The following is a 1,529-nucleotide window of genomic DNA, read 5'->3' on the forward strand; positions in this document are numbered from 1 at the left end:
GGCGGAACAATCCGGTGTTCGACAAGGAAATGCGCAAGCGGCTCTTCAAGGACGATACGATCGGGAAGGATTGAGGCCGCCGCTTACGGCACCGCCGCCGCACGGGGACGCACCTTCAGCGCCGCCGCGACGACCGCCATCGACATCAGCGTGAAGACGCTCGCCATGACGAAGGCGGCACCGGGGAAATAGACCGGCGCCTCGACATCGGTGAAGGCGCGGAAGGTTTGCGTCGCCAGCACCGGCGCGACGATCATCGTCAGGCCGACAAGGCTCGACAGCGCGCCCTGAAGCTCGCCTTGCGCATTCGGCGGCACTTCGGCCGACATGATGGCGCGGAGCGAGGGCATGACGAGGCCCATGAAGGAGGACAACGGCATGAGCAGCAGGAAGTGCCAGGCGGTGCTCGAAAACGCAAAGCCCATGAAGCCGATGCTCGTCATCGCGAGGCCGAGAAGGGCGGCGCGGGTTTCGCCGATGCGCGGGATGATGAGACGGGTGCCGAGACCCATCATCAGCGCCATGCAGAGGCCGACAAAGGCCAGCGAGGCGCCGACCTCAGCCTCCGACCAACCGAATTTCAGCATCGCGTAATAGGACCAGGTCGACGGATTGACGTCGTGGGCGAGCTGGAAAAACACCATCGCGCCGAGCAGACCGAGGACTAGCGGATATTTGCGCATCTGGCGGAAAGCGCCGAGCGGGTTGGCGCGCGCGACGGCGAAGGGACGACGGTTTTCGGGCGCCAGCGTTTCGGGCAGCACGAAGAAACCGTAGATCACATTGAGAAGCCCAAGCGCGGCGGCGGCAAAGAAAGGCACGCGCGGGCCAAACTCGCCGAGCAACCCGCCGACCGCCGGTCCGATGATGAAACCGATGCCGAAGGCGGCGCCGATCAGACCGAAATTCTGGGCGCGCTTTTCGGGCGGGCTGATGTCGGCGATATAGGCATTGGCGACCGCGAAGTTGGCGCCGAAGATGCCGGCGAAGAAGCGGCCGACGAAAAGCCAGACAAGCGTCGGCGCGAAACCCATGATCGCGTAGTCGACGGCGAGCGCACCGAGCGCCAGCAGCAACACGCGGCGGCGGCCATAGGCATCGCTCAGATTGCCCATGACCGGCGCGAAGAGGAATTGCATCAGCGCATAGGTGAACATCAGCCAGCCACCCCAGGCGGCGGCGGGCCCGAGCCCCTCGCCGGTGATCTCGGCGAGCAGCGAGGGCATGACCGGCATGATCATGCCGAGGCCGATCATGTCGATGAGGACGGCGATCAAGAGAAAGACGATGGCGTGCTTGCCGGGCTTTCGTTCCATGTCCCCCTCGCCGGTTGGTAACTGTTTCGTTATTATTTAACTTTATTGTTATATACTGTCAAGACCCGCGCGGCGCCTACCGCACCTGTCCGCCATCGACGATCAGCACTTCGCCGGTGACGAAGCTGGCGCGGGGGCTTGCGAGAAAAAGCGCGGCATCGGCGATTTCCTCGACGGTGCCGAAGCGGCGCAGCGCCACTTCGCGCTTGATCC

General features: G+C 64.1%; 2 protein-coding genes. Both read right to left on the reverse strand.

Annotated elements, in window-relative coordinates; all coding sequences use genetic code 11:
* Positions 1 to 83 precede the first annotated feature (83 nt).
* Entirely contained in the window at positions 84 to 1,316 is a 1,233-nt protein-coding gene (locus tag WEB61_RS00375) for a TCR/Tet family MFS transporter (protein ID WP_368062342.1), read from the reverse strand.
* Positions 1,317 to 1,392: 76 nt separating this feature from the next.
* Positions 1,393 to 1,529, reverse strand: a 137-nt coding sequence (locus WEB61_RS00380) for an SDR family oxidoreductase (RefSeq protein ID WP_368062343.1), incomplete at its 5' end; no start/stop codon positions are given.

This window comes from Parvibaculum sp. (assembly GCF_040882025.1).
Classification (GTDB): domain Bacteria; phylum Pseudomonadota; class Alphaproteobacteria; order Parvibaculales; family Parvibaculaceae; genus Parvibaculum.